This is a genomic window from Glutamicibacter sp. BW77, assembly GCF_002332285.1.
Taxonomy (GTDB): Bacteria; Actinomycetota; Actinomycetes; order Actinomycetales; family Micrococcaceae; genus Glutamicibacter; species Glutamicibacter bergerei.
Window position 1 is genome coordinate 1 of record NZ_NRGT01000021.1, and the last position, 24264, is coordinate 24264.

At 56.4% G+C, this 24264-nt stretch carries 20 protein-coding genes, 1 tRNA gene, 1 other RNA gene and 1 pseudogene; 10 read left to right on the plus strand and 13 right to left on the minus strand.

The window, feature by feature from the left end:
- Nucleotides 1-49: 49 nt before the first annotated feature.
- Nucleotides 50-1474: an SLC13 family permease gene (locus CIK74_RS01985; RefSeq protein ID WP_096254045.1), complete on the minus strand. Its 1425-nt coding sequence runs from the start codon at nt 1472-1474 to the stop codon at nt 50-52.
- A gap of 169 nt (nt 1475-1643) precedes the next feature.
- On the opposite strand from CIK74_RS01985, the gene CIK74_RS01990 reads away from it, so the two are divergent.
- The 4 genes from CIK74_RS01990 to CIK74_RS02005 all read left to right on the plus strand — a co-directional run bounded on the left by CIK74_RS01990 (nt 1644) and on the right by CIK74_RS02005 (nt 6010).
- Nucleotides 1644-3302: an ATP-binding protein gene (locus tag CIK74_RS01990; RefSeq protein WP_096254047.1), complete on the plus strand. Its 1659-nt coding sequence runs from the start codon at nt 1644-1646 to the stop codon at nt 3300-3302.
- 23 nt (nt 3303-3325) lie between these two features.
- Complete coding sequence (locus CIK74_RS01995) at nt 3326-4000, plus strand: response regulator (protein WP_229677143.1); 675 nt, start codon at nt 3326-3328, stop codon at nt 3998-4000.
- Between the two features lie 121 nt (nt 4001-4121).
- Entirely contained in the window at nt 4122-4313 is a 192-nt protein-coding gene (locus CIK74_RS02000; RefSeq protein ID WP_096254049.1) for a hypothetical protein, read from the plus strand.
- Nucleotides 4314-4402: 89 nt separating this feature from the next.
- Nucleotides 4403-6010 (plus strand): alkaline phosphatase D family protein, encoded by a 1608-nt coding sequence (locus tag CIK74_RS02005; protein ID WP_096254050.1) that lies wholly within the window; start codon nt 4403-4405, stop codon nt 6008-6010.
- Nucleotides 6011-6088: 78 nt separating this feature from the next.
- Here CIK74_RS02005 and CIK74_RS02010 read toward each other — a convergent pair whose 3' ends face one another.
- The 9 genes from CIK74_RS02010 to CIK74_RS02050 all read right to left on the minus strand — a co-directional run bounded on the left by CIK74_RS02010 (nt 6089) and on the right by CIK74_RS02050 (nt 17222).
- On the minus strand, nt 6089-7375 hold the full coding sequence (locus tag CIK74_RS02010; protein ID WP_096254052.1) for an aspartate kinase: 1287 nt from the start codon (nt 7373-7375) through the stop codon (nt 6089-6091).
- Nucleotides 7376-7548: 173 nt separating this feature from the next.
- Nucleotides 7549-8100: a hypothetical protein gene (locus CIK74_RS02015; protein WP_096254054.1), complete on the minus strand. Its 552-nt coding sequence runs from the start codon at nt 8098-8100 to the stop codon at nt 7549-7551.
- Between the two features lie 56 nt (nt 8101-8156).
- A complete protein-coding gene (locus CIK74_RS02020; RefSeq protein ID WP_205738221.1) occupies nt 8157-8627 on the minus strand; it encodes a helix-turn-helix domain-containing protein in 471 nt (156 codons plus the stop codon).
- Between the two features lie 14 nt (nt 8628-8641).
- Nucleotides 8642-10249: a DHA2 family efflux MFS transporter permease subunit gene (locus CIK74_RS02025; RefSeq protein WP_240520431.1), complete on the minus strand. Its 1608-nt coding sequence runs from the start codon at nt 10247-10249 to the stop codon at nt 8642-8644.
- 162 nt (nt 10250-10411) lie between these two features.
- Nucleotides 10412-11029 (minus strand): recombination mediator RecR, encoded by a 618-nt coding sequence (gene recR / locus CIK74_RS02030; RefSeq protein ID WP_096254057.1) that lies wholly within the window; start codon nt 11027-11029, stop codon nt 10412-10414.
- Nucleotides 11030-11110: 81 nt separating this feature from the next.
- Nucleotides 11111-14557 (minus strand): DNA polymerase III subunit gamma and tau, encoded by a 3447-nt coding sequence (locus tag CIK74_RS02035; RefSeq protein WP_096254059.1) that lies wholly within the window; start codon nt 14555-14557, stop codon nt 11111-11113.
- 9 nt (nt 14558-14566) lie between these two features.
- Nucleotides 14567-15487 (minus strand): tRNA glutamyl-Q(34) synthetase GluQRS, encoded by a 921-nt coding sequence (gene gluQRS, locus CIK74_RS02040; protein ID WP_096254060.1) that lies wholly within the window; start codon nt 15485-15487, stop codon nt 14567-14569.
- 27 nt (nt 15488-15514) lie between these two features.
- Nucleotides 15515-15611: signal recognition particle sRNA small type (ffs, locus tag CIK74_RS02045), an RNA gene on the minus strand.
- Nucleotides 15612-15698: 87 nt separating this feature from the next.
- Nucleotides 15699-17222 (minus strand): HNH endonuclease signature motif containing protein, encoded by a 1524-nt coding sequence (locus CIK74_RS02050; protein WP_096254062.1) that lies wholly within the window; start codon nt 17220-17222, stop codon nt 15699-15701.
- Between the two features lie 187 nt (nt 17223-17409).
- Here CIK74_RS02050 and CIK74_RS02055 point away from each other — a divergent pair.
- The 3 genes and pseudogenes from CIK74_RS02055 (at nt 17410) to CIK74_RS02065 (ending at nt 18839) form a co-directional block, all read left to right on the plus strand.
- Nucleotides 17410-17494 (plus strand) — tRNA-Ser (locus CIK74_RS02055).
- Nucleotides 17495-17805: 311 nt separating this feature from the next.
- Nucleotides 17806-17991, plus strand: a pseudogene (locus CIK74_RS18970) (VOC family protein); the annotation flags it as partial.
- Nucleotides 17992-18074: 83 nt separating this feature from the next.
- The gene (locus CIK74_RS02065) at nt 18075-18839 is read left to right on the plus strand and encodes a response regulator transcription factor (RefSeq protein ID WP_096254064.1); all 765 of its coding nucleotides are present in this window, start codon (nt 18075-18077) and stop codon (nt 18837-18839) included.
- Nucleotides 18840-19086: 247 nt separating this feature from the next.
- On the opposite strand, the gene CIK74_RS02070 is transcribed toward CIK74_RS02065, so the two are convergent.
- Nucleotides 19087-20127 (minus strand): 2-oxoglutarate and iron-dependent oxygenase domain-containing protein, encoded by a 1041-nt coding sequence (locus CIK74_RS02070; RefSeq protein ID WP_096254066.1) that lies wholly within the window; start codon nt 20125-20127, stop codon nt 19087-19089.
- 259 nt (nt 20128-20386) lie between these two features.
- On the opposite strand from CIK74_RS02070, the gene CIK74_RS02075 reads away from it, so the two are divergent.
- A complete protein-coding gene (locus CIK74_RS02075) occupies nt 20387-20686 on the plus strand; it encodes a type II toxin-antitoxin system VapB family antitoxin (RefSeq protein ID WP_096254069.1) in 300 nt (99 codons plus the stop codon).
- A gap of 66 nt (nt 20687-20752) precedes the next feature.
- Complete coding sequence (locus tag CIK74_RS02080; RefSeq protein ID WP_096254071.1) at nt 20753-21385, plus strand: LytR C-terminal domain-containing protein; 633 nt, start codon at nt 20753-20755, stop codon at nt 21383-21385.
- Nucleotides 21386-21408: 23 nt separating this feature from the next.
- On the opposite strand, the gene CIK74_RS02085 is transcribed toward CIK74_RS02080, so the two are convergent.
- The gene (locus CIK74_RS02085) at nt 21409-22065 is read right to left on the minus strand and encodes a DsbA family oxidoreductase (protein ID WP_096254073.1); all 657 of its coding nucleotides are present in this window, start codon (nt 22063-22065) and stop codon (nt 21409-21411) included.
- A 90-nt stretch (nt 22066-22155) separates the two neighbouring features.
- On the opposite strand from CIK74_RS02085, the gene CIK74_RS02090 reads away from it, so the two are divergent.
- The gene (locus tag CIK74_RS02090; RefSeq protein ID WP_096254075.1) at nt 22156-22812 is read left to right on the plus strand and encodes a YoaK family protein; all 657 of its coding nucleotides are present in this window, start codon (nt 22156-22158) and stop codon (nt 22810-22812) included.
- Nucleotides 22813-22872: 60 nt separating this feature from the next.
- Here the strand turns inward: CIK74_RS02090 and CIK74_RS02095 are convergent, their stop codons facing one another.
- Nucleotides 22873-24201: an amino acid permease gene (locus CIK74_RS02095; protein ID WP_096254096.1), complete on the minus strand. Its 1329-nt coding sequence runs from the start codon at nt 24199-24201 to the stop codon at nt 22873-22875.
- Nucleotides 24202-24264 lie beyond the last annotated feature (63 nt).

The window sequence follows — 24264 nt, forward strand, 5'->3', positions numbered from 1 at the left end:
CCCAATGACGCGGAGCTTAGCTGACGACGGACCAGTAGGTCCTTGGGTTTTAGCCCATGTGGATCGCGCCGAAGAGCACGCCCGAAGCGAGCATGACCAGGCTTACCACTGCCGCACGCCACAGCACCTTCTTGTGGTGATCGCCCAAATCCACACGAGAGAGCGAAACCAACAGAAGGATTGCGGGGACGAGCGGAGATTGCATGTGCACCGGTTGTCCGGTGATGGAGGCGCGAGCCATATCCACCGCTGGAACTCCGAAGTGCGCGCCGGCCTCGGTGAGGACCGGAAGAATACCAAAGTAGAAAGCGTCGTTACTCATCAAGAACGTTGCCGGGATTGAAATCAAGCCGGTGATGACCGCCATGTATTGGCCCAGCGAGTCAGGGATAATATCGACCAGCCATAGACTCATCGCGTCAACCATGCCGGTTCCGGAGAGTACACCGGTGAGCACCGCGGCGCCGAGCACCATGGAAACTACGGCGATGATTTCGCTTGAGTGTGCGGCGATCATCTTCACCTGGTCATTGACCTTCGGGAAGTTCACTACCAAAGCGATCGCGGTACCGATCATGAACAGGTAAGACAGTGGCAACACGTCAACAATGAGCAACACCATGATCGCTACGGTGAGCGCCAGGTTGAAGTAGAACATCTTCGGGCGCAGGGTATCGCGATGTGGATCGAGCACCGTGCCGTCCATGGTGGCCGCTTCCGAGCCATCACCCTTGCGGGCCACCGATTCAAGCACGGACACGGACGAGCCCGAAGGCGAGGCGTCGGTGCCGCCCTGACCGCCCTGGGGGCCGGTCAGATTTCCGCCACCGAAGCCGGTGCCCCAGATCTCTGGGCGGTCGCGTTGCAACCGGCGGCGCTCAGCCAGACCCAGCTGCCAGGCGAAGATTGCGATCACGATCAAGGCAATACCCAAGGACGGGAGCATTGGTACGAAGATGTCTGCCGCGTCAACGCCCAAGGCGGCCGCAGCGCGGGCGGTGGGGCCACCCCAAGGAACGATGTTCAGGGTTCCGTTGGTCAAGCCGGCCACACAGGTCAATACGACCGGGCTCATGCCCAGACGCTGGTAGATCGGCAGCAGTGCGGCGGTGACCACGATGAAGGTCGTTGAGCCGTCGCCGTCCAGTGAGATGACGGCAGTGAGCAGGGCGGTGCCGATGACTACCTTTGCCGGGTCGTTGCCCACAAGCTTCTGGATTCCCGAGACCAGACGATCGAAGAGCCCCACGTCGATCATGATGCCGAAGTACATGATGGCGAACATAAGTAGAGCCGCGGTGCCCGACATGTCCTTGACCGCGTCCATGATCATGTCGCCCAGGCCAAAGCCTGCGCCGGTGAAAAGGCCAAAAATGGTGGGGACAAGAATGAGCGCCAACAGTGGCGTCATTTTTTTGGTCATGATCAGCACCATGAAGGTGATGATCATGAGGAATCCGAGAGCAACTAACATTGCGCCGACCTCCTGAAGTGTGTGGCATGTGATGATGCCAGAGGGGGTGCGGGCACTGAACTAAACTACGTGGCGGTGCTCACGTTAGGCGGGTTGAAAGTCTTGTGATCCCTTTAGGTTTTTAGAATCTTTTTGCTCATTAAAATCGCTGACGGTTTATGCTGGACAAATGCCCCAGACAATAGCCACCCGCCACTTCGCCTCGCGCATCATGCGCCTGCAGTTTGTGGTCCTTGGCGTGCTCATTGTGCTGGTCACCGCGGCGACGCTGGTTAATAGCTACAATCAGGTTTTTGACCGGGCCGAAGATACCTCGCTGGGTATCGCCCGTTCGGTCGCCTCACTGCCACAGGTCATCGAGGAAGTGTCGGTATATTCCGCGCAAGACAAGCTTGCGCTAGAAAAACTGCGTCACGGACCATTGCAACAGTTGGCCGAATCGGTGCGCACCGGTGGGCAGGCCGCCTTTGTGGTGATCACCGAGGACCGCGGACTGCGCTTGAGCCACCCAAACCCGGCCGAGATCGGCCAACTGGTCTCCACCGATCCGGTGGCGCTGACCGGCGTTGAAAGTGTGGCCCGGGAACACGGAACGTTGGGCGAATCGGTGCGCGCCAAGGTGCCGATCCGCACCGCAAATGGCGAGGTGATCGGCGAGGTATCTGTCGGTGTAGCCACCGAATCGTTGACCGGTGCGTTGGCGGCGTCCTTTGGCTGGATTGTGCTCTTCGCCTTGCTGGCTGCCCTGTTGGCAACCTTGGCAGGGCGATTCACCGTGCGTACGCTCAAACGCCAAACCCTAGGTCTGGAACCAGCCGAAATCGCCCAGTTGGTCCGCGACCAGCAGGCGGTGCTCTACGGCGTTAGCGAGGGCGTGATTGGTTTGAGCCCCGATGGCATCATCACCGTGCGCAATAAGGCCGCCCGCCAGCTTCTGGGACTTCCGCACCGTACCGAACTGGCAGATATTATCGGCCGGCACTACGAGTCGGCGGGACTGGATTCGCGGTTGGTGAAAGCGATTAAAGAGCATGAACGTGCCCCGATCAGGCTGGAAGCCAACTCGAATGCCATCGTTGCGCGCGTCTCCGATGTGGTGCGTGACGGGGTGGAGCTGGGCCAGGTAATTTTGCTCCACGACGTGAGTACCGTCGAGGCGCTGGGCACCAAACTTGATGCGGTCCAGGATATGGCCGATGCCTTGCGCGCCCAACGCCACGAATTTGCCAACCGGATGCACGCGGTGCTCGGTCTGATTACGCTAGGCAAAACGGATCAAGCCGAAGAATACCTGCGTGAAGTTATGGATTCGGGGCCGATAATTGCCCCGGTTCCCGGATTGGAACTAGTCCAGGACGCTTACCTGTCGGCATTTCTCTCGGCTAAGGGGGTACGCGCCCACGAGCTGGGCATCGAGTTGCGCGTCTCGCCACAATCAATGCTTTTTGAACAGGTCGCCTCGGCCTCCGACGCGCAAGATGTTACCGCGGTGCTTGGGAATCTCTTGGATAATGCCTTCACCGCCAGCCTGTGTGGGAGCAACGACCCGTGGGTTGAGGTGGATCTGCTTTCCGAGGGAAGCACCTTGCATCTCGCGGTGGCCGACTCGGGCGCCGGGATAGCGACCGATGACGATATTTTCTCTCCCGGAGTGAATACCGGATCTTCGCTAGGTGGAGGTCATGGATCCGGCGTGGGGTTACCCTTGATCCGCCGGCTGGCGCGCTCGCGCAGTGGTGAGGTCTGGATTGCCGATGCCGGAGGCGAACATGGTGGCGCGGTGATTGCCGCGAGGCTACCGGCGGTTTTGGCCGAACCGAAGAACTAGCAATCACGATAAGGGGAGCAGCAATGATGCAGAGCACCGCCGCGGGAGATTACCGGGTATTGATAGTAGACGACGACTTTCGGGTTGGTCAGTTGCATGCCGACATGGTTAATGAAATTCCCGGATTCCAGGCTCTGGACCCGGTGCAGGACCCTCGGACGGTTCCGCAGCTGGTCGCCAGCTTGCAACCGGACCTTGTGCTGCTGGACCTTTATCTGCCGCATGTCAGTGGCGTGGAATTGCTGCGCGAGCTGCACGTGGACGCGATCATGATCTCCGCAGCCACCGAGCCGAAAAATGTGGCGGCGGCCTTGCAAGCCGGGGCGCTGGCTTTCATTATCAAACCGTTTGGTGCCAAAACCCTGGCGGCCAAACTTAAGGGCTGGGCCCGGTACCGCCGACAGCTGGCGGCAGCCACCGATTTTGATCAGCAAGGCGTGGATCGGCTATATCGCACCGTGCAGGGTGCGGAGGATACCGCGGCCACGACCAGCACCGCTCCCACCGAACAAGCGGTCTTAGCCTGTGTACGCCAGTCGCGTGAACCGATGAATGTGGCAGAGGTTGCCGAGGCTGTAGGTGTTGCAAGGGCGACGGCCCAACGCTATCTCGCCGCTCTGGTAGCCAGCGAATCCCTTGACCTGCAGCTGGGATACGGCACGAGAGGCCGCCCGGAACACCGGTACCTCGCGAGGTAACCAGCAAACCGAGCCACCCCGAACCTGCGTTGCCCACGCGTCCTCCGCGCGGTTCCAGATTTTTTGCCTGGCATGCTGGTACTGCGGTAGCGTCGGTAGCAAGCTCATCTCAGGAGGACAAATGAGACAGTTGCACGCTAAATATTCGGTGGGATTTTTTATCGCCTTTCTGATTTCAATGAGCCTCGCGTGGAATTCGCGCATCGCTGACCCCTGGGGTTTGTACCTGGTCTTGTTGAGCGTGGCCGGATTTGTGATCTCCGTAGTGAGTTTGGCAATCCGCACGGCCCGTGAGGAATCAAAAGCTAGCTAGGTTTAAGCCCCGATTCTTAGTGCAGAGTTTAGTTTGCAGTTCATAAGACTGCCATCAAGTGGAAAACTTGAGACGAAATACTGGCGAGCATGACACAAATATCTCGACGAAATCTGCTCACCGGTGCACTCGGAGTCGGCGCTCTGAGCCTGGTGACCCCGGCCGGCACTGCGCTGGCAGCTAACAGCCCACGGCTGGTGCGTTCCAGACTCGGGTTAACCAGCGGTTTTTCCATGGGAGATGTCTCCACCAATAACGCGGTGTTTTGGGCGCGTACTACCGGGGAGGGCCGCTTACGCGCACAGCTGCGCGCCATCGATCAGGCAGGTCAGGTCATTCGCGGACGGGGTTCCTTTGCACGAACCCTGCGCGGAGCCCAAGCCAGCGCACAAACCGACTACACCGCCAAAATCGCCGCCTCCAATCTTCCTGCAGGCACCCGCTTCGCGGTGAGTATCGGCTTCGAAGATGAAAATGGCACGTTGGGGGAGACGACTAGCGGATCCTTTGTCACCGCCGCTTCAGGTACCGGCCGACGCAATCACGAAGCTTCGATGTCGCAGAGCTTCGTCTGGTCTGGCGATACCGTGGGACAAGGCTGGGGAATCAACGAAGAAATCGGTGGCATGCGTGCCTATGCCGCGATGCATGCCACCAAACCGGATTTCTTCGTACACAGCGGTGACACCATTTACGCCGATGGTCCAATCTCCGCCGAGGTAGTGGAATCTGACGGCCAAATTTGGCGCAACCTGGTCACCGAGGAAGTCTCCAAGGTTGCCGAAACCTTAGCGGAGTTCCGTGGCCGGCATCGCTACAACCTCATGGACGCCAACGTGCGTGCCATGTACTCCGAAGTGCCAGTGATTGCCCAGTGGGATGACCACGAAACCCACAACAACTGGTGGGCCGGGGAAACTATCGAAGATGAACGTTACACGGTGCGAGATATCAATACCTTGGCCGTCAGGGGGCGCCGCGCCTGGCAGGAATACCAGCCAATTGCCGACCCTCGTGCCATGCGAGGAGGAACCGGTTTTGAACCCACACGAATTTACCGCCAGATTTCTCGCGGCCCAGCACTAGACCTCTTCGCATTGGATATGCGGAGCCACAAATCGGAGAACACCGACGGGTTGGAAAGCCACGAGACGGCGATCCTCGGCGAAGAACAACTGCAGTGGTTGCTCGATGGGCTGCACAAGTCGAAAGCCACGTGGAAGGTCATTCTCAACGATCTGCCGCTGGGAATTATCGTTCCCGACGGTAAAGCTCAGGAATCCATTGCCAACGCCGACCACGGTGCACCGTTGGGCCGTGAGTTGGAACTGGCTCGATTGCTGAAAGCCATCAAGGACCGTGGCGTGAAAAACGTGGTCTTCTTAACCGCGGATGTGCATTACTGCGCCGCTCACCACTACTCACCGGAACGCGCCGCCTTCAGTGATTTTAACGAGTTCTGGGAGTTTGTAGCAGGTCCGGTCAACGCAGGATCCTTTGGTCCCAATAAGATGGATGGCACCTTCGGAGCTCAGGTGGAATTCGCGCTCGCCGGGACCAGTAACCAATCACCACGTGATGGTAAAGGACAGTTCTTCGGACACGTTGACCTCGACGAATCTCAAAGGTTTACAGTTTCGCTGCGTAACGGCCTCGGCGAAAGTGTCTACAGTAAAACCCTAGAGCCGGTGCGCTAACCGCACGGCTAGTGCAAACAGCATAAAAGTAGCGGCGCAGATCCCAAAGATCTGCGCCGCTACTTTTACTTGAGAGACTTAGCGTCCGGTGCCGCCGTACACGGTGGCTTCCACATCGGTATCGAGATTGAATGCGGTGTGGATGGCTCGAACCGCATCATTGAGCTTGTCGGCGTCGGTGACCACGGAGATGCGAATCTCCGAGGTGGAGATCATGTCCACGTTGATCCCGGCCTGGTGCAGGGCTTCGAAGAAGGTGAATGAGACGCCCGGGTTCGAACGCATGCCGGCGCCAATCAGTGAAAGCTTACCGACCTCGTCGTTATGCTCAATGTCTTCAAATCCAATTTCACCGCGTGCGGTTTCCAGCGCAGCGAGAACGCGCTTGGTCTCGGTCATTGGCAAGGTGAAGGAGATGTCGGTGGCACCCGAGCCCTTGGTCGAGATGTTCTGTACGATCATGTCGATATTGGCTTGCGCGGCCGCGATAACCCCGAAAATCTGTGCTGCCTTACCCGGAATATCCGGTACACCGATGATGGTGACCTTTGCTTCGGAATGGTCGTGGGCAACACCGGAGATGATTGGCTGTTCCAAGGGTTCTCCCTCTTGAATCTTGATCTTGTCGTTGGGGTCCGGGAGCACCCAGGTGCCCTCGTTAGTGCTGAATGAGGAACGCACATGCAGTGGCACACCAAAGCGGCGAGCATACTCCACACAGCGTAGGTGCAGGATCTTGGAGCCACTGGCTGCCATCTCCAACATTTCCTCGCTTGAAATCGTGTCGATCTTCTTTGCTGCGTGAACCACTCGTGGGTCGGCGGTGTAGATGCCGTCCACATCGGTGTAGATTTCGCAGACATCGGCACCCAGCGCAGCGGCAAGTGCCACCGCGGTGGTGTCCGAACCACCACGGCCCATGGTGGTGATGTTCTTTGATTCCTTGCTCATGCCTTGGAAGCCGGCGACGATGGCAATGAAACCGCGGTCGATGGCACGGCGGATGCGCTGCGGCGAAACTTCCATGATGCGCGCCATGCCGTGAGTCGAGTCAGTGATTAGGCCGGCCTGTGAGCCGGTGAAGGATACTGCGCTTTCGCCGAATTGGTCGATGGCCATGGCGAGCAAGGACATGGAAATGCGCTCGCCTGCCGAGAGGAGCATATCCATCTCGCGAGCCGGGGCGTCATCGGTGAGTTGCGCGGCGAGGTCAAGGAGTTCGTCGGTGGAATCTCCCATGGCCGAGACAACAACAACAACCTCATGACCCTGCGCCTTGGTGTCAATAATTCGGCGCGCGACACGTTTGATGCCTTCGGCATCGGATACGGACGAACCGCCAAATTTTTGAACTATTAGGCCCATGGGCGCACACTCCAACTGATGAAAGTTGTTGATGCGCATCGTGTTGTGAGAACAGATGCGACATATCTACCACTAATAATTGTGGCAGTACCAAGGGTGCATCACCTAGTTGTGACGGTAACCATTGGTCATATTGCCTAATATCTGCCACTTTGAATGCCTAGAACGGCCGGTCAACTGCGTATCGTAGCTAATATTTGTCGCCAAAATGACTTCCAGCCCTCCAGATCCTGAGGGTTGGCAAGCTTTGCGTGATCAGCGCTTACGCTTGCCTTGTTACCCTTCATGGTGATGTTCACGCTCACGCGGCTACCATCGCTAAATTGTGCCTTCCAATAGCGCCACTTCTCGGAGCCATTGACCGTGGGTTCTGCCGTAAGTTGGGCGCCGTTAAATTCACTGAACTCTGCGACCGTATTGACCCAGCTTTGTAAAGCACCCTCAAGATCCATGTTCAGCGTAGTAGAAACCGAGCCTTTAAAACTTCCATCGCTTGCTTGGCCGGGAACTCGACGGCCGATGTGCTGTTCATAAGCTATGGCTACCGATTGCGCCCACCAGCCCGGGTTTTCAAGGCCTGCGGGCATGAGCTGGTAAATCATTGAAGCAAGCGGTTTATGCGACAGATCTTTAGCGCCGGCAGAATCTAACTGCTCCATCCACTGCTCCCACGGCTTGCTAGTGGCCTTGGTGATCGCCTCGATGTTGCTGCTCTTAATCGCCATAAAATGAGTGTAGCCACACTCCAATAAAAAGGAGTGTGGCTACCACGTGGATCTTTTTACAGTTCCCGTAGATCCGCGTTGAGTCGTTCAAGTAGACCGGTGAGATGGGTCAGATCTGTATCGGACCACTTGGTGATCCGTTCGCGTAAATCATCACGCCAGTTCTGTAACCAGCCATGCCAGCGCTCCTTGGCAAGCTCGGTGGGCAAGAGGTTGAATACTCTTCGGTCGGTCTCGTCTACTTCCCGCTTGACTAGCTCAAGCTCTTCGAGCCGGGTCACCAGCCGGGAGAGCGTGGCCTTATCGGTCATGAGATGTTCGCAAATATCTGACTGGGTGGTGTTTCCCAATTTGAGGATCATCCCCAGCACCGGAACCGCCGCAGGGGGTAGCTTTTCGTCGAGTTTGGCTGCCATGGTGCGGCGGGACTTTGCGGTCACCGAAAGCAGAGTGAAAAGTTCCTGTTCGGCTGCCTCGAATAGCTGGCTACGATGAGTCCAAGACTGAGTTTCTTTCACGGTTTCCACGGTTTCCACAGCGACTAGGCGTCGGATTCCGTGATGGAAGCAGTCTCTGACTCTTCAGCCAAACGTTCGGTATTGGTTTTCTCGTTCAAGTGCTGATTAGGCAACAGGATCACTGCGACCAGGGTAATCAGCGCCAGTGGTGCGGCGAAGGCGAACAAGGAAGCAACACCGTCACCGTAGATTGATTCGAGGATCGAGCGCACTGGTTCTGGCAGGGTGGAAATGGTCGGCAAGGAACCGGAGCTCAACGATGCGCCAACCGCGGCGGCCTTATCGCCCAGTGAGGCAATGGCAGACGATAGTTCGCTCTGACGGTCGGCAATCATATTTGGAATGGTGACCGCAAGCAGTGCACCTAGTCCTGCGGTACCTGCGGTGCCGCCGAGGGTACGGAAGAAGTTCACCGAAGAAGATGCAACGCCCAGAATCTTAGGTTCCACGGCATTCTGCACGACAAGCACCATGTTCTGCATAACCAAACCAACGCCAGCGCCGAGAATGAACATGTACAAGCCCACCTGCCAGAAGGGGGTGTCATAGTGAATGGTTCCCAGTAGGTACAATCCGACAATCTGAAGTGCAGCTCCGGAGACGACAAGAGCTTTCCACTTGCCGTAGCGCGAGATTAGCGCACCGGCGATGGTGGAGATGACAAGCAAGCCGGCCATCATTGGGAATGTCATCAAGCCCGCCTGTGTGGCGCTGGCGCCACGGGCCATGATCATGTACTGGCTGAGGAATACCGTCGTACCGAACATTGAGATGCCCACGGCAAGCGAGGCAATCACTGCGAAGGTGAAGGTGCGGTTCTTGAATAGCTGAAGGGAGATCAGTGGTTCTGCGACCTTGAGTTCGACGAACACAAAGATTGCTAGCAAGATGACCGAGCCGACCAACATGAGATAGCTGGTGCTTGAGTTCCAATCGAATTCGCTACCACCCATGGACAACCAGATCAGCAACAGTGCCACGCCGGAGGAAAGAAGCATGATGCCCAAGTAATCGATCTGCACCTTGCGCTTAGCGATGGCAGGAAGATTCAGTGTGCGTTGGATCAAGATAATGGCGACGACGGCAAAGGGAAGTGCTACGAAGAAGTTCCAGCGCCAATTGATGGTATCGGTGACGAAACCACCGATGAGCGGGCCACCTACGGTACCCAGTGCCATGACAGCGCCGAAGAGGCCCATGTACTTACCGCGTTCGCGTGGTGAAAGGATGTCGGCCATGACAATCTGGCTCAATGCGCCCATGCCACCGCCTGCGAGGCCCTGAATTACGCGCATGGAGATCAGGAATTCGGTGTTCTGCGCGAAGCCGGCTGCGGCCGAGGCGAGAACGAATAGTCCAAGAGAGATCTGCAACAGGAGTTTACGGTTGCCCAAGTCGGCGAGCTTACCCCAGATGGGGGTTGATATGGTGGTGGCGAGCAAGGTCGCGGTGACCACCCAGGTGTAGGCGGTCTGGCTACCATTCAGGTCCGAGACAATGACCGGAAGGGAGCTGGACACCACGGTGCCTGCAAGAATTGAAACGAACATGCCCATGAGCAAACCGGTCAGTGATTGAATAATCTGCCGGTGGCTCATCTTGGGTTTTGCGACCGGCGCTACTGCGGTCATGGCGACTCCAAAGGTCTAAAAATAAGGTTGATTGATATCAACTATATGACGATGGTTGACCATTATCAACCAATGTGGTTGAGTGCACATTCGTCAGACAAGTCAGCCCGGCTCAACACAAGGTTGGCCGGGCTGTAGCGAAGAAAAATCTTGCTGTTGATCTTAACCGCGCGAAGAACTCGGCGCAATGGTATTGCGGCGCCCTTCGAAGGCGCGTGCCAAGGTGACCTCATCGGCGTACTCCAGATCGCCACCCACCGGCAGCCCCGAGGCCAAACGGGTGATTTTGATGCCCAAAGGGCTCAGCTGACGAACCAGATAGATTGCAGTTGCCTCACCCTCTAAATTTGGGTCCGTAGCCAAGATCAGTTCGGTGATGGAACTGTCTCCTAAACGCGCAACTAGCTCACGAATGTGTAACTGTTCCGGGCCGATTCCAGCGATTGGGTTAATTGACCCGCCAAGCACGTGGTACTTGCCGTTAAAAGCCCGAGTACGTTCAATGGCCAGCACATCCTTGGATTCCTCCACAATGCAGATTTGGCTGGTATCGCGGCGTTCGTCGCGGCAGATCCCACAGGTTTCCTGCTCGGAAATGTTGAAACAGATTTCGCAGAAGCGAACCTTCTCCTTGGCCTGTTGGATGGAAGCGGCAAGGCGCGTCATATCCTCGGCGTCGGCATCAAGAATGTGAAAAGCGATGCGCTGCGCCGATTTAGGACCGATGCCGGGTAGCCGACCGAGCTCGTCGATCAGTTCCTGAACAGCACCTTCGTACACCTAATGCCCACTTTCCTGAGGGTTCAAACGTTTATTAATCACCGTGTTACACACTAGTGTCTCACTCCGACAAGATGCCGGTTAGAGCCCGCGCTTCATTTCAACGACATTGCCATTCACATCACGTTGTTCAATGACCAAACCGCCGAGCAAACGTTCCACCGCGGGCACTCCGATCAGCGCGGAATCCTCGACCTCGATATCATCCTCGCTGGGCGAGAAATCTTCGGGTTCCGCTGGCGCTGCACGGGCCACGCGATCCGGTGCACCCCAACCATTATCCGAACTGGTCTGCTGAGTGCTCGGTGCGTTGTCCTTCGACTGGCTCATGAGCTGCTGATAACGGCTCAACCTAGCGCCAGCTACCGGGGCTGGGGCTTCGGGCTGTTCATCCGATTCGCTTGGGGCACCCCAAGCTGGTGCAGATTCGGTCACCGGTTGGACCGCTGGCTTAGATGGCGTCGCAACTGTGGCTGCTACTGCAGGGGCCACCGGTGTCGCGGCTACCGGCTGTGGCTCAGGCTCACGGATCACCTTGGACTCGAAAGTATCGGTGGTGCTGCCTGGATGCAACGGGGTCTCCGAGACCGGACGAGAAATCGCCGGGCTCGGTACCTCGGACTGGCGTGCGCTTAATCCGGCGGTCAACCGAGGGCGAGGTGCCACCGGCGGACCGTCGAAGGAGCGTGATTCGGTAGCTCGCGGAGCATGGATTACCGGTTCCACCACGGCAGGCGATAACGAAGATGGTTCGCTTACCTGCGGCGCGGTGGTTGGCTCGGGCCGTGGTGAAGCCACGGAAACCGGTGCCGAGGTAGGACCGCTTGTCGCATATCCGTCATCGGGATAGGGCGGCTCATCCATGTATGGTTCATCCAGCGGTGGCGGGACGTCATCATAGTTGCTGACGTACCCGCTGTCCTTAGCCGGAGCCGGCTTGTTTATAGGTGCTGTTGAACGCGCTGACTCCGGACGGGAAACCGCGGGTTGAGCTGCTGAAGGAGGTGTTTGTGGGCGTGCAGGAGCGTTGGGCGTAACCCCAGCGTTCGGAGCCTGTACGTTGTTGGCTACTGCTGGGGCGGACGCCGGTGTTGGCCGGCGTTCACCTTTTGGGGAACCACCACCGGCGGTTGCCGACCCACCCTCGGTCAGTACGACCTCAATTTGTTGACCTGCCACCTGACAAAGGACGCCCACCAAGATTTGCATCATGTCTGGGCGATTACGCAGATTGACGATGGGGCCGGTATTGCTGAAGGCAAGGGTCAACGTGCGACCATCAAATCCTGCCACCGAGCCATAATTGGCAACCATCGAGTGAAGTACTCGTGAGCTTGACTGCAACTGCTCCAAGATGGCGGGCCACGCCTGTTGGAACTTCTGCACCGGGGTTGAGGCATTTGGCGCCTGTTGCTGAGGTGCGGCCTGCTGCTGCTGCTGAGCTTGCGCTCGTTGCTGCGCTTCAGCTTGTTCGCGGGCAGCTTTTTCCTGCGCGTCGCGCTGCTCGGCGGCGGCACGTTGCTCAGCCTGCTCACGGGCGGCTTTTTCCTGCGCTTCGCGCTGCTCAGCCTGCTCACGGGCAGCCTGTTCCTCAGCCTGCCGGAGCTCCTCGGGGCGTTGCTGGTTAGCGGCTGGAGCTGATGCTTCTTGTTGTTGCAACGGTTCGCGCTGAACTTGTGGCTGAGCCTGCGCCGGCGGTGTCTGTTGCTGAGTCGGCTGCTGACGGTTCTCAGCTGTACGGCGTGCAAACTCGGCCATGGCTGGGTTTTGCTTCACATCATCGATGGAAACCCCCGTACCGAAGGAGAGATCTTCACCGGCTGCCGGGTCTGGAATCAGACTAAACGGGGCCACGCCTTCTGGGCGTGCCTCAGGAACGCTCGGACCAGGCTGGACCGGAGTGGTGACCGGGTGCAGATCTTCCTTAGGGCCCCACGTGGCACCCCAATCGGCGGCTTCCCCGGTATTCAACGAGCGAGCCGCATCTGGATCTAACGGAGCGTTAATATCTGGCTCGCCCTGCGCGGCCGGAGTCTGCGGTTGTGAGGCCGTGGACTGCTCGGGCGACTGTTCCAGTGACTGTTCTTGGGGTGCAACAGGTTGCGGAGCCTGCGATTCGGGCTGTGTCTGAACTTCTTGCTGCGTTTGCTGCTGCACGTTGGCAGCATGCTGTGCTGGTGCCGCTTGCTGAGGCGCAGGGGACTGCTCAGAGACAGCAGCTGTTTCTACCCCGCCGTTACGACCCTTGGCTGCTGCGAGAGCTTCACGAACAGCAGCCGCACCCTGACGAGCAGCCGCCGGAGACGGAGTCGCTGATGAAGACTGAACTGGCATCTCGCCTTCAGGCAGCTCGGGAAGCGCGCCGCCGGAGATCGCGTGGCGTTCGAGTCGGTCGAGCCGGGCAGCAAAGGCGCTTGCCGAATTTTCGGCACCCGGGAGCATCAAGCGTGCCGCCAGTAGCTCCAGGTGCAACCGAGGCGAAGTTGCCCCGTTCATCTCGCTCAGGGCCTGATTTGTTACGTCGGCCCAACGACTCAGCTCACCGGCGCCGACAAGCGAGGCTTGTAAATGCAACGACTCCAACTGGTCGGCAGGAGTGCCACGTAAGATTTTCTCCAGACCTTCGGGCATCGCTTTGGCAATGATCAGGTCTCGCATGCGTTCAAGCAGGTCTTCAACGAAACGGCGTGGATCCAAACCGGTCTGGATGATGCGGTCAATGGCTCCAAAGAGGGAAGCACCATTGCTTTCATGCAGGGAGAGAATCACCTCATCGAGCAGGGTCGAATGGGTGTAGCCGAGTAAAGCAATCGCAGTCTCGTAGTCCACTCCACCTTCGCGGGCACCGGCCATAAGTTGGTCTAGAACCGAGAGGGTGTCGCGTACCGAACCGCCGCCGGCACGGATTACCAGGGGCAATACACTGTCGGCGACCACCACATTTTCGCGCTCGCAGAGCACCTTGAGATAGTCCAAAAGGGCCTCGGGAGGCACTAAACGGAACGGGTAATGATGGGTGCGTGAACGGATAGTGCCAATGACCTTTTCAGGTTCCGTAGTCGCAAAAATGAACTTGATATGTGCTGGCGGCTCTTCAACGATTTTCAGCAGGGCGTTAAAGCCCGCCGAAGTGACCATATGGGCCTCATCAATAATAAAAATCTTGTAGCGGTCGCGGGTAGGCGCGAAAGTAGCGCGTTCGCGCAGATCACGTGCGTCTTCCACACCGCCGTGGCTGGCCGCGTCAATTTCAATCACATCGAGAGAACCTGGGCCACCATTAGCCAGCTCCACACAACTTGGACACGTGCCACATGGGGTTGGCGTAGGGCCCTGTTCGCAGTTCAGGCAGCGCGCCAGAATTCGAGCGCTCGTGGTTTTGCCGCAACCGCGTGGTCCGGAAAAGAGATAGGCGTGGTTGACACGGTTCTTTTCCAAAGCCGTCATCAGTGGGGCCGTGACATGTTCCTGCCCGATAACCTCGGCAAAAGTGTCTGGACGGTATCTGCGATAAAGCGCTGTACTCACACCGGTACCCTATCGGTTGCGCGATGCCGGAGGCATCAACTGGTCGACAATAAATTCTGGTTCTACAACCCAAGGCTCGCGAGGCAAGTCATCAGGGTTGAAGGAGTCCAAAGCGGCCTGCAAAGACGTTCCGGGCAAGCCCAACGACTCTAACAAGTAGGCGCGGATCTGGGCACCATTTACCCCTTTTTCGGAGAGGTCTTCGAGCGTTACGGCACCATCGCGTTTAGCGAGCCTTTGGCCTTGGGAATTCAATGCTAGAGGAACATGGGCGTAGGTCGGAATTGGCATTCCGAGTAGCTGAGCCAGATACGCCTGGCGTGGGGCGGAAGACAAAAGGTCATCTCCGCGCACGACTTGGTCGATGCCGTAGGCACCGTCATCAACTACCACCGCAAGGTTGTAGGCAGGGGACCCGTCGTTGCGTAGCAACACAAAATCGTCAACGACTCCGGTGTACTGGCCAAAAATTACATCGTGAACAGTGAACTGAGCGACCGCCGCACGCAGACGCAGTGCTGCTGGACGTTCCTTGGCTTTTTCGGCTCGTTCTTCGGGGCTCAGATTTCGGCAAGTACCAGGATAGGCGCCCGGGGCAGCATGCGGTGCGCTGGCAGCTTCGGAAATATCTTTACGTGTGCAAAAGCACTCGAAGAGTAGGTCTTTGTCCCGAAGCGATTGAATCGCATCGAGGTAGACGGGTAGACGCTCGCTTTGACGTACCAGCGGTGAATCGAATTCGAGGCCGATAGCGGCAAGCTCGGAAAGCTGTTGTTCTTCGGCTCCGGAGCGCACACGGTCTAGGTCTTCAACGCGCAATAAGCATTGGCGATCGGTGGACTTGGCGAAAAGCCAAGCAAGAATAGCCGTGCGTAAGTTGCCCAAGTGGAGTTGCCCAGTCGGGCTTGGGGCGAAACGACCAACGCCCACGCGAACTCCATTCGGCTTGCTAGAAAAATAAAAGACCCCTCATGCACCTGCCAGAGCCCATCTACCCTTGCTACCTTCCGGTCCTGGGGGAGTTCAACAGGATGACACCACACGAGGGGTCATAGAAGATACTACCCGAGAGTTGGGGGTGGATAAAAATCGGCAGGCGTGCGCTTGCTCTCAACCCGGGGAAGAGATTGATGAGGTCAGCTCACACGACTTCCGCGTCCGGCGGGTCATACCAGCCAAGTACTCTCCGTATTCGAGCAGGCAACTCAGACGCCGGGAGCATCGGAGTCTGATTCCGCTCAAAGTCGAAGTTCTGCACACTGGTGACACTGCCAGGAAGTTCCACCTGCAAGATTCCGTTCGGTGAGCGCCAATTAACCGATCCGTCGGGCATATATGTGGACTGCCAACCGAGCGCGTGTTTAAACATTTGATGACGTTTGCACAATAACTGTGAATTAGTTCGGTTCGTATGTCCGCCTTTGGCCCAGTCATCAATATGATCGATTTCGCTGGATTCAGGTAGTCGGTTGCATCCGGGGAACCTGCAGTGGTTATCGCGTTCTCGCAATAAATCTTTGAGTGCCTTGGACGGTCGATATCTACGCCTACCCACGTCAATTACCGCACCCGACCACGGGTCGGTGAGTACTGCCATCAGCGAGGGAGCGTCTTTCGCTACGCGCAAGGCGGCTCCGATGCCAATCGGTCCGTATCCTTCAAGATCCGCCAGCGTCCTAGATGGATCTGCGAGCATCTGCAGGGCTGGAATGGTCAACGATACGCGAGCCTTAAGTGGTGTGCCCTCGCTGGCTGGCCAGCCGTCCAAGATGGCATCGCGAAGGATATCTGCACGGCGTTGTTGTTCGTTACGCAGATCCTCTGGATCATCGTGGTTGCGGGCATGCCAGTTGACCGTGTTGAGGATCGCCAGTGCATCCTCTGCGGGAATGCGTAGTTGGAGCACCGCCATCCCGTCCGCTTCCGGCCACCAGATGACCGAACGGGTTTCGCGGCCCCTGTCATGACGCTCATCCACTGGTTCTGGCAAGAAACGTTCGCGCATCTTACGCGCACGGTCTTTCACCGAGCGATCCGAACCGGTGCGAGCAATGGGAAGCAGTACCTGTTGCAGTTGCTGGACATTATCAGGTTCGAGGTCTTGAGACTGAGCGACGATTTCGGTGGCACTTTTGGTAGTGATGGTGCCTTGGCTCAGTTCGTTGAGAGTCTCTTTACAGAGATAACGTAATCCCTCAGCGGTGAAAAGTCTGTTTTGGGTAATGCGATCACTTTGACGCAAGGCACCGGCGGCTTCGGCAATAAATGAGGCTCGCACCAACGGTTCCGACTGCGGGTCTACACCAAAGCGTTCTGCGGCTTGGGTTTGAAGCGGGTCCTCGATCAGAAATTCTTGCGTACCTGTTTGCGCCGCCTGCTTGGTTGCCAATTCGTAGGTGTCGGCTAGTAGCACAGCCTCTGCAGCGTCAAGCATGCTGCGCGCTTGGCCAAGGAGCTTTAACTGGTTTAGTCCGCTGCCAGGTTCGATGGCTCTGCCCGATTGATGGAGTTCCTTGGTGATGGCTGCCAGTTGCGCGAAGATCGTATCCTGCTCAATATTGGCAGCCCACATGCCGTCGGTACCTGGATCTGTTCTGGTGCCCGGCGGACTGATATGGAGATGATGCGCATCATCGTCGTTATGAAATACCTCTCGTTTGTTCATGTTTTAAGTGTCTAATGGGTGCCAGGGTTGAAGTCGGAAGCTTTTACCAGATGTGGATAAAGGCCAAAATCCCCTAAAGTTAGGCAATTTTATGTATCGGATAACCGCATAATGATTGCTGAAGTTCTCGATTCGTGATTGTGGCGATATTTAGATATGCTGGTACCTGCTCCACGGAGCAAACTGAGGAGGATTCGCCTAGCGGCCTATGGCGCACGCCTGGAACGCGTGTTGGGTTAACGCCCTCAGGGGTTCAAATCCCCTATCCTCCGCCGATGAAAACCCCCGAGAAATCGGGGGTTTTCGTGTTTAAGCTCGCTTCCAGGGGTAGCATCCCTAAGTATGAGGTGCTCGCGCGAGACGAAGGGTCGTTTCGCCGTAGGTTTGGAGGATTTTTATGAGTTGCAGGTTCGCAGAACTCGCCATTGATTGTAAAAATCCGGTCCTCATTGCCCGGTTTTGGGCTGAAGCGCTCGACTTCTCGGTGCTCTCCGAGGAAGCCGGCTTAGTGACTATTGGGCCTGCTGAAAAAGCATCGCTAGGTCCACACTCTGTATTAACCTTCGCGTAGGTTCCAGAAGAAAAGTCAGCGAAGAATCGGCTACATATAGATGTTCGCCCGATTGCCTGCACGCAAGATGAAGAAGTTGAGCGGCTACTATCGCTGGGCGCAACGTACCCTGAAGCTGATGCGAGAGATGTTTCATGGGTTATCCTTCTTGACCCTGAAGGCAACGAATTTTGCGTCCTCAGATCGCAGGAGCTGTAGTGCCAGCTCTCGGTCAACCTGCCTAGGCCGTCCGGTAGCATGGTTTCTCACGTGGATAGTGAGGGCTATCACTAATTGGGGGTGTGGCTGGCTTGGTTGGGGAAAATCGTAAGGCAGTCGTCATTGAGCACGAATTTGAGACCCGAGCAGTCTTGTCTCGAATACTCAAACACGTGGGATTTGTTGTTCAAGAAGCCTCAACAGGCGAGGAAGGCGTCGATCTAGCCACGCGGAGCAATCCAGAAGTAATTGTGGTGGGGTATGGCCTTCGAGATATTGACGGGCACGAAACGCTGCGGAGGATCTCTGCACGAGTTAATGCGCTGCTACTAGCGGTGCTTGAAACAAATGATGAGTTTGAAGTGGTTCACGCCTATGACTCCGGTGCTGACGGCGTAGTTGCGAAGCCGATAAAAAAGCGAGAATTTAGGGCGCGTGTAGATTCCTTCGTCCGGCGGCAAGATAACATCAATAATTTGCTCGCCTTGCGTGAGCGGCGTGCGGACCAGATCCTTCGCCATCGAAACCTTGCGCTCAACGTTGTGACCTGGCAGGTGACGATTGACGACGTGCCGGTTAAACTGACTGCTACTGAATTTTCGCTGTTGCGCGCGCTGTTGGTGTATCCCGGGCATGTGCGAAGCAAGAAGGAGCTCGCTCGCATTCTGGGTGATGAAGATGAACTGGGCGCAGTGGACTTATATGTGTCACCGGCAGCCGTGCGCAGCATTGAAGTGCATATTGCAAATCTCAGGCGCAAACTAGGCGATTCGGCGCGCGAAGAACGGTGGATCGAGACGGTACGCGGTGTGGGGTACCGAATGATTGGGCCTCACGAAACCGAGTAATACTGGCTGGATAATTCTTGAGCTGATCTTGAGCTGTAGATGGCGTCAACTTGAGACTCATCGAGCACAATGTTGTCCATGGCTTTGGGCCAGACGGGCGAAGTGCTGAATCAGGTTAGGACTTGGGGGACTAATCGACTGTCGAGCGGACGGTTTTCTATATGGTTACCCGTTTAAGTGAGTGAAGGCTTCGAAATAGTAGCGCAATACTATTTCGAAGCCTTCATACGTCAGCGGAGATCGGTGACTAGACAGATGCCGTGGGGCTGCTCAATTCTGGGTAGTGAATAGCCGCGGTTTGTGGGTGAGCACGCAACCAACCCTTGAGCACATTGGCACCATAAGAGGCGAGCATCGGGTTCTGTGGATCATCGGAGATTCCACGCGCTTGCGCTGCAAGGGCTGCCGGTAGCTGCACCTTGTCGATCACCGCATCTAAACGTGGGGAATAGAAGAACGGTACGGAGTAACGGTCCACGCCGGCTGGCGGAGCGATCACCCGGTGAATGGTTGCCATCAGGTATCCATCGGTGGCTACTTCGAGCATTTCGCCGAGGTTGACCACTAAAGCGCCGGGGGTAGGTGGCACCGCAATCCACTCTTCTTGGCCGTATGGCTGCACCTGCAGGCCACCAACTTGGTCTTGTAGTAGGAGGGTTACAAAACCGTAGTCAGCGTGTAGACCTACGCCCTGGTTGCCGGACTCCGGAACCACGTCGCCTGAGACATAATGTACTAGTTTGCCCATCCAAGAAGGAGTCTTGGCAAAGGGTTCGTCAAAATGATCTTCGGGAAGCCCCATACCAACGGCAAGCGCAGAGAGTAATTCGTGACCGGTCTGATTCATCAGTTCCGCCCACTGCATGGCTCGTTCCTCGAGCTGTGGGAAATCTTCTGGGAACTGGTTCGGCCCCTGTAGATTCAAGAATGGCTTGTCGCTCGGCACCTCGGAGAGAGTCTCACGTGCTGGACCGTAATCAATCTGTTCGCGGGCGTCTGCGCGACCCCGGGTGATCTCGGTGCCCATGCGGGTGTAACCGCGGAATTGGGCACTGTTCCGGTTGTCGAGTTTGATTTTCTCTTCGACTGGTTTTTTGAAGAACTCCGCAATGGTGTCTAAGAGTTCCTGATCCTGGTTTTCATGGGAGCCGTAACCCACGATCTGAAAGAAACCTACGCGATGCGCAGCATCGCGTAGCGCTGCTACGAAGGCTTCATTAAAGCTTCCATCGACGTTACGTGCGGTAGAGATATCGAGGACTGGGATCTCGGTGACTACGTTGTTCATACATCTAGCGTGCACCCAAAAACACAATTGTTACTAGCGTCCGTTACGCCGAGTTCCGCCAAGTTTCACCCATCGTAACAATCCTTGCTTTTTGCTTAACAAAGTCCCATCATTAGCGATTGCAATTCGCTAAACGGTTTTCTCGGTAGTGGGTGGTGTCTGGCCCGTTATCTCTTCGCATGTCGGTTTCAGAGTGGAAGAATGTGCGTTCTGCGGAGGGCAAAGTGTTTTTGCTGGTAGTTGTACATATGCTTAGAGAGTGATTTTTCGAGCCGTGGGCGATTCGCGTCCGTACCCAGCGCATGAGTTATCCACCTCTCGGCAGTGGAGTGAGATCCCTCCACAGCAGGTGAAGCTCGACGAGCTGGTGACCACCAAAACAGTGCTTGATTTATCGGCGCTGCTTTCCGAGGACTCAACCTTCTACGGAGACCTGTTCCCGCACGTGGTGCGCTGGCAGGGCACCTTGTATTTGGAAGATGGGTTGCACCGAGCCTTACGTTCTGCGTTGCACCATCGAGCAATAATCCATGCAAGGGTGTTGGATCTTGAAGGCTAACGGGTAGGCTTCGACTCAAGATAGCCTCACGTCGCAGGCCGAAGGGTGCGCAGGGAAGGTGGGTTTATGACCGAGCCGAAGGATCGTCGCGATCCAAGTAGCTGGCATGGGCAACACATCGTCAGTGAAGCAGAGCTCGCCTTTCAATCCGATGGGCAGGCCAAGAAGCGTCGCCGTAGTCGACAGAACGTGGTTTTTACGGTCATGGCCGCGCTGGTCGTGGTCGTTTTTGTGGTTTCAGTGCTGATCTTCACCGGCAACTGGCCCTGGAATAAAGACCAAACACCACAGGCAGCAAGCGATGCTCCGGCCAATATCGAAAATCCGGTATGCCCTGATGTGAACTTTAAAGTACAAGACCCGGGCACAGTGATGGTCCGCGTACTGAATACCACCGGCGAGTCAGGATTAGCAGGGTCAACGGCCGAAAGGCTTAAAGAGCGCGGCTTCACGATCACCTCGGTCACCGAATCGGCCAGTGACTATGCCGAAGAGGTGGGAGCGGTGATTGCCGGTCCCAAAGGTTATGCTCAAGCGCTGAGCATTCAACGGCAGGTCCCCGGGGCAGTGTTCGTCTTTGACAAGGACCGCCGCGATGATCGCATAGATTTAGAGGTCGGCGCAAAGTTCGAAGGACTGGAAAAGGAACGCAAGTTGAATGACGCTCCCGGAAAGCTTCGCTGCGCCGAATCAAAATAGCGGCAGCGAAGCACCGGTGAAATCTAGCCGACGGTTTCGGCGTGGACCTGAGTCAGCGCGTTGGTGAAAGCCTCGGCTGGCTGTGCTCCGGAGATGCCGTATTTGCCGTCAATAACAAAGAATGGCACTCCACTGATGCCCAACTGACGAGCCTGCTCGATATCTGCATTGACTTCTTCGGCATATTTCTGCGAACTCAGCGTCTCTGCGGTAGCGGCCTCATCGAGTCCCACCTCTGTAGCGAGCTTGGCAAGAACTTGGCGGTCCCCGGTATCCAGACCGCGCTCGAAATGTGCCGAAAGTAGAGTCTCTTTCATCTCGCTGCCTTTGGACTCGGTCTTGGCCTGCTCAAGTACGCGCAGCGCGGTGAACGAGTTAGCCGGGCGCAACTGATCAAATCTGTAGTTGAGTCCTTCGCCGGCGGCCTGCTCGGTGACATGTTCCAGCATGCCCTTCACCTGCTCCGGATCCATGCCCTTGACCTGGGAAAGATACTGCACCTCATCACCGTCATAGTGTTCGGGCAGGCTTGGATCCAGCTGGTATGCATGCCAATAAACATCCACGTTGTCGGAGAACTCAAATTCTTCGACGCCCTTTTCAAAGCGGCGCTTTCCAATGAAGCACCAAGGGCAGGCAATATCAGACCAGATGTCCACACGGACTCGTTTTTCACTCATGTAAGTTTCAACTACTTGGAGTCCTGCAACATTCCCGATAACCAGGTGGCAAGATAGAAGCAAAAGAAGTTCGGTGCAGTCAGGAGGAAAATGGCCAAGTCGTTGAGCTATAAAGGGATATTCTTTGCTGGTGGGATCACCATGATGGCTGGTTTTGTCGACGGCGTGGGATTCTTGCACTTCTTCGGATATTTCCTCTCCTTTATGTCGGGTAACTCAACACGTTCCTCCGCCGCGCTAGCAACTGGTGACGTAAGTGGTTGGTTGCTAGCTATGAGTTTTGTTGCCAGCTTCGTTCTTGGGGTGGTCCTTGCGACGCTGATTTCTGCCAAAGCCTCACGCTTCAGGCGACCCCGGGTGATGTATCTATCGGGGGCTCTCTTATTGGTAGCAGCGATTTTAGGATCTTCGGGAGAAACGGTGACGGCTTGTCTGCTGGCAGCGGCTATGGGGGCAGTCAACGTTAGCTATACCCGTTCTGGGGAAGTGTCGTTGGGGTTGACCTATATGACCGGGACGCTGGTGAAGCTTGGTCAGCATCTGGCCGGAGCCTTATCTGGGGCAAATCGAACTCTGTGGGTTCCATACGCGATCCTTTGGGCCATGATTACCCTCGGTTCGGTATGTGGTGCATTTGCCTATTTGCAGTTTGGGCTAGCGGCATTGTGGTTGGTGGCTCTGGGCATGCTCGGTTGGGCGAGCCTTGGGTTAATACGTGAACGCCGTCTGATTAGCGGCACACGCTAAGCACAAAAAATCCGCCAAGTCATAGACTTGGCGGATTTTTTTGGTAATAGACGGTTTAGCTTATTTGCTTGAGGCAAGCTCATCTTGCGGTGTACGCACGAGGAATTTATAGGCCAGACCAAGCAAGACTAGCCAACCGGCACCGGCGTAAAGTGCGACGCGAGTCTCCGCACTCAAAGCCAGCAGTACGACCACAAAGGCCATAAATACCAACGCAATCCAAGCACTGATGGTGCCGCCGGGAACCGTGAATTCACGTTCGAGAGCAACGCTCTTTTTGTCCTCACGGCGCATCGCCAAGTAGGAGATGAGAATCATGATCCACACCCAAACCGTCGCGAAGGTGGCGATCGAGGCGATGATCATGAACAGCGATTCTGGCAGCAGGGCGTTGAGAACTACGCCGACCAGCAACACCAAGGACATGATGACTACCGTCATCCACGGCACTCCATGGCGGGAGATTTTTGCGAAGGAAGCCGGAGCATGGCCTTCTCGTGACATCGCAAACATCATGCGTCCGGCACCAAAGGTATCGGCATTGATCGCAGACACTGCGGCAGTAATAACCACTGCATTTAATATGTGTGCAGCAGCAGGCAGGCCCAGTGCATCAAAGATCTGCACGAATGGTGAGGCTGATCCATCGATCTGACGCCAGTCGAAGAGCATCATGACTACGGCAAGCGATGCTACGTAGAACAGCAGGATGCGCCAGGGCACGGTCTTGATCGCAGCTGGTACAGACTTCGCTGGATCTTCGGCTTCACCGGCGGTGATCCCGATGGTTTCGATGCCACCGAAGGCGAACATCACTACAGCGAACGACAGTAGTAGCCCCATGAATCCATTAGGAAATAGTGTGCCGGCGCTCATTAAGGTTGCAAAACCAGTAGCTGTTTCCGAACCCGGTGCGGTGAAACCGAAGACGATTAATGCTGCGCCACCGATGATCATCGCAATGATTGCGGTGACTTTGATGACTGCCAACCAGAACTCGGTTTCGCCAAAGACCTTAACCTTCATCAAGTTGATGACCGCGATCAGTAGCACCACGGCAAGAACCCAGATCCACTGTGAGACCTGCGGGAACCAGAAACGCATGTAAATACCGAAAGCGGTCACGTCGGCAATGGCAACGATCGCCATCTCGAAGGTGAAGGTCCAGCCGGTGACAAACCCGGCGAAGCGGCCTAGATAGCGCGACGCGTAGTGTGCAAAAGAACCAGAAACCGGATGTTTCACCGCCATCTCGCCCATGGCGCGCATGACGATAAATACCGCCGCGCCACCAATCATGTAGGCGAAGAGTACTGCCGGTCCGGCGGCCTGGATGGCAGCGGAGGAACCGTAGAACAATCCGGTACCAATGGCAGAGCCAAGTGCCATGAAGCGGATGTGGCGGGCCGTGAGCCCGCGGGCGAGAGAGCCCTTAATATCGGTCACGATGAA